The sequence below is a fragment of the Cellulomonas bogoriensis 69B4 = DSM 16987 genome (genome assembly GCF_000767165.1).
GTDB lineage: Bacteria > Actinomycetota > Actinomycetes > Actinomycetales > Cellulomonadaceae > Actinotalea > Actinotalea bogoriensis.
This window is the reverse complement of sequence record NZ_AXCZ01000158.1, coordinates 1-6,319: the sequence shown is the minus strand read 5'-3', so window position 1 is coordinate 6,319 and position 6,319 is coordinate 1. Positions and strand designations below refer to the sequence as shown.

The 6,319-nt window shown below is 73.8% G+C and carries 7 protein-coding genes and 1 pseudogene; 3 read left to right on the top strand and 5 right to left on the bottom strand.

All coding sequences use genetic code 11. The features are described from left to right. On the bottom strand, positions 1 to 385 hold a 385-nt coding region (locus tag N869_RS12005; RefSeq protein WP_035062040.1), incomplete at its 3' end, for a glycoside hydrolase family 11 protein. Positions 386 to 975: 590 nt separating this feature from the next. Here N869_RS12005 and N869_RS12000 point away from each other — a divergent pair. Continuing rightward, positions 976 to 1,935, top strand: coding sequence for a hypothetical protein (locus N869_RS12000; protein WP_156968520.1), 960 nt, complete (start codon positions 976 to 978; stop codon positions 1,933 to 1,935). 205 nt (positions 1,936 to 2,140) lie between these two features. Here N869_RS12000 and N869_RS11995 read toward each other — a convergent pair whose 3' ends face one another. Together N869_RS11995 and N869_RS11990 are read right to left on the bottom strand one after the other, a co-directional pair. Continuing rightward, positions 2,141 to 4,060 (bottom strand): penicillin-binding transpeptidase domain-containing protein, encoded by a 1,920-nt coding sequence (locus N869_RS11995; protein ID WP_035062038.1) that lies wholly within the window; start codon positions 4,058 to 4,060, stop codon positions 2,141 to 2,143. 193 nt (positions 4,061 to 4,253) lie between these two features. Beyond that, positions 4,254 to 4,700, bottom strand: coding sequence for a GNAT family N-acetyltransferase (locus N869_RS11990; RefSeq protein ID WP_035062036.1), 447 nt, complete (start codon positions 4,698 to 4,700; stop codon positions 4,254 to 4,256). 183 nt (positions 4,701 to 4,883) lie between these two features. Here N869_RS11990 and N869_RS11985 point away from each other — a divergent pair, with 183 nt between their 5' ends. Together N869_RS11985 and N869_RS11980 are read left to right on the top strand one after the other, a co-directional pair. Beyond that, positions 4,884 to 5,117 carry a ribbon-helix-helix domain-containing protein gene (locus N869_RS11985; RefSeq protein ID WP_035062037.1) on the top strand — a complete coding sequence of 78 codons (234 nt, stop codon included), beginning with the start codon at positions 4,884 to 4,886 and terminating at the stop codon, positions 5,115 to 5,117. A gap of 3 nt (positions 5,118 to 5,120) precedes the next feature. Beyond that, positions 5,121 to 5,435, top strand: a complete 315-nt coding sequence (locus N869_RS11980; protein WP_035062035.1) for a type II toxin-antitoxin system PemK/MazF family toxin — start codon at positions 5,121 to 5,123, stop codon at positions 5,433 to 5,435. 15 nt (positions 5,436 to 5,450) lie between these two features. On the opposite strand, the gene N869_RS17420 is transcribed toward N869_RS11980, so the two are convergent. Both N869_RS17420 and N869_RS18880 read right to left on the bottom strand, forming a co-directional pair. After that, positions 5,451 to 5,738 (bottom strand): hypothetical protein, encoded by a 288-nt coding sequence (locus N869_RS17420; RefSeq protein ID WP_156968519.1) that lies wholly within the window; start codon positions 5,736 to 5,738, stop codon positions 5,451 to 5,453. Between the two features lie 25 nt (positions 5,739 to 5,763). Continuing rightward, positions 5,764 to 6,303 (bottom strand): annotated as a pseudogene (locus N869_RS18880) (DUF6297 family protein); the annotation flags it as partial. Positions 6,304 to 6,319: the final 16 nt, after the last annotated feature.

Here is a 6,319-nt window from a genome sequence, read left to right as displayed (position 1 = left end):
CGATGTAGTACTCGACCAGCGGGCTGGTGGTCCACCCGTAGAGGGTGAGGTAGGCGTTGCCGGAGGGGTTGAACTGGCCCGAGTAGCTGACCGAGCGGCGGCTACCGGTGGCCCAGCCCTTGCCGATGACGAAGTTGCCGGTGTTGCGCCACTCGGTGCTGTAGTTGCCGCCCGGGCCCTGCTGCATCGAGACCGTGCCGGGGGCGTCGGTCCAGAACGAGAAGAAGTACCCGTCGTGGTTGCCCTGCTGGTTCTCCGTGACACGCGCGGCAGCGGGAGTTGCGAGAACTCCTGCGACAAGCGCCCCTGCGGCGCCCGCGCCGAGCAGGGCGCGAAGGGTTCGACGGCGCGCGGACGCGCGCGGCCGGGTGGAATGAGTAGACATCTGCACTCCCTTGTGCGGAATCTTCTGCGGGACGGGGCCGTGCTGCCGCAACTGTCGTCGTCGGTGTGGCCCCCTTGTCGGTCGTGGCGCGGCGCTGGCCGCACCACGGACCGATACCGGTCGAGTGTGATGATCGAAAATTGCGCCGTAAAGGGTCCGCAAAGCATGTGAAACGGTTAATCCTCTGGTCCGGGTTCGTTCGCCTCCCGGAATATGCGTTCTCCACCGCCCGTGCCCACCTCGTCCCCTGCCCACCTCGTCCCCTGCCCCGCCGGTCCCGCACCCCCGTCCACACCTCACCGTCGACGTCCCCGCGCGCTCGGCGCACCCCAGGGCCCACCGGTCCACCCCCTCGACCCCGCCCCCGGCCCCCAGCGCCCCGTGTCGCCGCCCGCTCGTCATCCGCCGTCGAGATCGTGAGTTTCGGTCGAGAACGTGAGTGTGAAAGCACGTTCTCGACCGAAACTCACGATCTGGGTGCGGATTACGGGGCTGGGGGGGCGAGGGTTGGGGGTGGTGGGACGGGTGGTGGGACGGGGGGTTGTGGATGATGGAGTCGGGAGGGTGCGGGTGGGAGGCAGGGTGCGGGCATGCCTCGTCGTCCGCGTCCCGGCCCGGGACGTCCCCTGGTGGGTGTGTCCGACGTCCCGCCGGTGCACCTCGTCCGGGACTACCCGCCGGGGACCGCGTCGGCCAAGGCCGCCCGAGGTGAGTGGGTGCGGGTGCGTCGCGGCGCGTACACGGACGCGGCGCCCGACCTCGGTGACCACGCCACAGCTGACCGCCACGCGTTCGCCAGGACGGTGGCGGCCTACCGGGTCCTGGCCGGGGTGGTGCTCAGTCACACGTCCGCGGCGCAGGTGTGGGGCCTGCCGCTGCTGCGGGCACCGGACCGTGTGCACGTGTTCGCGCCCTGGGCCGGCAGCCGGGGTGCGGCGAGGGACGTCGTGCGGCACATGGGTCGCCTCGACGCCGGCGACGTCACGGAGGTCGCGGGGTTCCGGGCGACGTCCGCTGAGCGCACCGTGGTGGACTGCGTCCTGTCCCTCGACCCGGCCGGGGGTCTGGTCGTGGCCGACGGTGCGCTCGCGCGGGGCGTCGACCTGGGTGGGTTGCTCGACAGGCTCGCGCGGTTGGGGCCGGTGCGGGGGGTGCGCAGGGCCAGGGCGGTGCTCGCGGTCGCCGACGCCGGTGCCGAGTCCCCTGGGGAGTCGGTCGCACGCCTGGCGCTCCTGCGGCTCGGGCTGCCGGCGCCCGTGACGCAGGTCCACGTCGAGACCGACGACGGCGACCGGTGGGCAGACATGGGCTGGCCGCAGTGGCGGGTGATCGTGGAGTACGACGGGCGCGCCAAGTACGCCACCGGGGGCGCCGCGCTGGACGTCGTCCTGGCCGAGAAGCGTCGGCAGGAGGCGATCACCGAAGCGGGCTGGACGGTGCTCCGGCTGGTGGGCGACGACCTGCGTCACCCCGACCGTCTGCGACGGCGCCTCGCTCGGCACCTGCCCCCGGCGGCGTTCGCCACCTGCCCACCCGACCTCCACGCATGACCCCACCGACCCGCGCAGACCCGGCCGAGCGCCGCTGACTCGGCAGCGCCCCCCGCGAGAACGTGAGTTTCGCTCGAGAACGCGAGTTCGAAGGCACGTTCTCGACCGAAACTCACGATCTCGATGACCGGGGGGTGGTGCGGGTGGGGCTGGTGCTGCGCGGCGGCGGGGGCTGGTGGGCTGGGCGCGGGGTGGGGGGCAGGGGTTAGTCGGGCGGGCGGAGGAACGCCTCGAGGAGGGGGCCGGCGGTCGTGGAGCCGTACTCGCCGACCTCGACGAAGACCGCCACGGCCAGGTCGCCCTGGGTGGCGATCATCCAGGTGTGGTTCTGCAGCTGGCCCTCGGCGCCGAACTGGGCGGTGCCGGTCTTGGCGGCGACGTCCCCACCAGGCAGGTCGGCGAGGAACGTCGCGCCGCCCTCGGTCACGACGCTGCGCATCAGGGCGTGCAGGTCCTCGGCCTCGGCCGCGGTGACGGGCGCGGCCACGGGCGGGGGAGTGCCGTTCGTGGGGGCGTGGTCGACCAGCAGCCTGGGGGTGACCCGTGACCCGTTCGCGACGGACGCGGCGACCGTCGCCATACCCAGCGGCGAGGTCAGGACCTGCCCCTGGCCGATCATCGCGGCGGCGTGCGAGGTGCCCGTCACGTCGTCGGGCACCTCGCCGAGGAACGCCGAGAACCCCAGGTCACCCTGGCCGGTGAGCCCCAGACCGGCGGCGGCCTCGGCGAGTGCGTCAGCGGGGACGTCGTCACGGGCGCCGATGAACGCCGTGTTGCACGAATGTGCCATCGCCGTGCTCAACGGGACCTGGCCGAGCGCGGACACGGGGTAGCCGGGGAAGTTCTGGAACGTGCGGCCGTCGACGCTGATGGTCGACGGGCAGGCGACAAGGGTGTCGGGGGTCGCGCCCGACCGCAGCCACGCCAGCCCGGACACGACCTTGAACACCGACCCCGGGGGGTACTGCCCGACGGTCGCGGTGCTGGCGCCGTCGCTGCCCGGGCCCGAGGCCACGGCGAGGATGTCACCGGTCGACGGGCGGATCGCGACGATCGCGGACGCGGGCTCCACGTCCGCGAGCACGGTCTCGGCCTCGGTCTGGAGGTCGATGTCCAGGGTGGTGCGCAGGTCGTCGCCGTCCACGGGTGCGACCTCGTACAAGGTGCGGGGCTCGTCGGAGTCCGGGGACGTGGCGCGCACCGTCAGTCCCGGGGTGCCCCGCAGGAGCTCGTCGTACCGGGCCTGCAGGCCGCTGAGCCCGGCCATGTCGCCGGCGGCGACGGCACCGTCGGACGCCTCGATGATCTCGGCGGTCGCCTCACCGACGGTCCCCAGGACGGGGCGGGCGAACGTCCGCGTGGGGGCCAGCGGCAGGGTGTCGGGCACGGCCCGGGCGGAGGTGCCCGTGGTGAGCTCGTCCACGTCGTAGGTGGGGTCCTCGTCGCGCACGACGATCGCCTCGACGAACGCCCGCTCACCGGCGGCGGCGACCCTGTCCGCGTACGCGTCGGCGTCCATGTCGAGGGCCGTCGCGAGTGCGCGGGCGTCGGTGGCGTGGGTGGCGGGGTCGCCGAGGGTCTTGTCGATGCCGACCCTGTGGACGGGCCGGTCGACGACGATCGGGGTGTCGTCCGCGCCCAGGACGGTGCCCCTCTCGGCACGGACGCGTCGGGTCTCCAGGACCTCCCCGTCGGTGAGGTCCGGGGCGAGCAGCCCGGGGGACCACACCACCTGCCACGCGTCGCGGTCCTCCGGGTCGCCGCCGCGCACGAGGTCGGCCTGCACCGTGTACGTCCAGGGTTCGGGGGTGCCGAGGTCCCAGGTGGCGCGGAGGGTGGCGACGGCCTGGTCCTCGTCGTCCTCCTGGACGGTGACGTCCTGGACGGTGACCTGCGGGGTGAACGGGTCGACGTCGTCGTACACGGCCTGGCGGGCCCCGGTGGCGAGGGCCTCGTGGGTGGCGTCGGTGAACGCGACCTGCGCGAACGCCCCGGTGGACAGTGCCTGTGCGAGGTCCGCGGCTTCGCCCTCGGGGCCTGGGCGCTCACCTGTGCACGCCGTCAAGGCCACTGCCACGAGCACCGCGACGCCCGCGGCCCTGAGCCCTCGCGACGTTGCACGCACCACACGACCCCCATGTCTCGAGCCGGACGGTGCCGGCGGGAGCGACGGCGGGTCGTCGTCCCGGCAGGAGTCTGGCACGACCCGCCCCCGCGCCACGCCGGTGCACGGTGGCCGGTCACCGTGCCTGCTCGACGGGGGTGAGGTCCGCGTCGGACCAGGAGCCCGGCGCGGGCGCGCGCCCCTTCGGCCGGGGTCAGGCGGTGGGTCGGCGCAGCATCCGCACGTGGGGGATGCCGTCCTCGTCGTGGTCGGGGGCGGCGCGCTCGAAGCCGAACCGGCCGTACCAGTGCTCCAGGTGCGCCTGGGCGTCCACCTCGATGGTGGCGTCCGGACCGCAGATCGTGAGCGCGTGGTCCATCAGCGTCGCGGCGACACCGCGCCCCCGGGCGACGGGCGCGGTCACGACCCGCCCGATCGCCGGGGTGCCGGTGCCGTGGCGGAGTACCCGCAGGCACCCGGCGAGGACGTCGTCCTCGCGCGCCCACACGTGCACCGTGTCCGCCAGGAGGTCCCGGCCGTCCAGGTCCGGGTAGGGGCACCGCTGCTCCACGACGAACACGTCGACCCGCAACCGCAGGACCGCATACAGGTCGGCGGCGCTGATGTCGGGTGGGGTGCGGGTCTCGATCACCAGCGGCATGGGGTCCTCGGCAGGTGTCAGGGGGTGGTCTGCGTGTGCACGGCAGGGGCATCGTCCCCCGGGGAGTCCGGGCCGGGCGAGCCGGGGCCGTTGACGGCTCCGGCTCGGGTGCAGTCGGGCGAGACGCTCGAGTTGGCCGTCCGGTGCATCCCGCTTCGGGATGCGCCGCGGTATCGTGGGGTCGTGAGCACTCAGATCGCGATCCGACTCCCTGACCAGATGGTCGCGTTCCTCGACCGCGCCGTCGCTGACGGCAGGGCACCGAGCCGAGCCGCAGTGGTCGCCTCCGCGGTGGAGCGCGAGATGCGCCGCTTGCTCGCCGAGCACGACGCCCAGATCCTCGGTCGGCACGGCGCTGCCGATGACCTCGACGACGTCGTCCGGTGGACGGCAGCCCAGGTGGACCTCGAGGACTGACCGGTGCGAGAGATCTGCCTGGTCCGTCTCGACAAGACGCGGCCAGCCCTGGTGCTGACCCGCGAGGCCGCCCGGGGGGCGATGACGAAGGTCACCGTCGCGCCCATCACCAGCACGATCAAGGGGCTGTCGAGCGAGGTCCGGGTCGGGCCTGCGAACGGTCTGGACCACGAGTGCGTGATCGCACTCGACAACGTCGTCACGGTTCCCAGGAGCGTGCTCGGACGCACCGTCGGCTACCTGAGCGCCGAGCAGGAGCTCGACCTGGCCCGGGCGGTGGTCCTGGCCTACGACCTCGAGGTGCCGTTGCTGGGATGACGCCGTGGCGGCCGATCAGTCCCGGCGCCGGCCGACAGCCCACAGCACCCCGGCCGCGACAACCACGGTCAGCACGGTCTGGACGGTCGCGACTGCCGCGACGCCGACGTCCGCCCACAGCAGCACCGCGGTGGGCGCGGTCGCGAGGAGCGCGACGTCGAACCCCTGGAACATCCCGCCCGTGGTGGGGACCCCACCCATCGGTGTGCTGACCTGCGAGGCCCGGAACCTGGGCGGCGGACGGTACGCCCCGCGCAACGTCCCGACCGCGACCGCGAGTGCCCATGACGGTGCGAGGAGCAAGCCAGCGGGGGTCGCCCTCGTGGAGGGCGGCGGTGCCCATGACCGCCACCGCCCAGAGTGCCGAGACCGTCAGCGGCACGATCACGTGCGCGAACCGCACCGACCGTTCTGACAGGGGTAGCAGGCGTCCGAGTGCCGGGACCAGGTCGCCGTGACGGGCGCCCCCGGCGACGGCGTTCGCGGCCCAGTACCCGGTGACCAGCAGCACCCCGTACCGGGGCAGACCCTCGCTGACGGTCGGGAGCCCGGTCGAGGCGATGGCCAGGAGGGTGGCGGCGGCGGCCTGGGCGAGGCTGCGTGGGGTGCGTGCGGCCAGGAGCGCGTCGGCGAGGACGACGGTGCGCCGGGGCCCGCCCGGGTGCAGTGCCCGTGACCTGCGGCGTGCGCGCACCGATGCGCTCGTCAGCGCCCGGCCCAGCTCGCGCAGGTCCAGGGTCAGGATCGCGACCCGGACCCGTCCGCCGACGGCCCCGAAGGTTCGCAACGCGGCACCGTCGAGGGCCCCGGCGCGGCGTTCGGCGAGGACGGTGAGGACCGAGGTGATCACGAGCAGGGGGGCGGCCACCCAGGGGCTGGCGCCG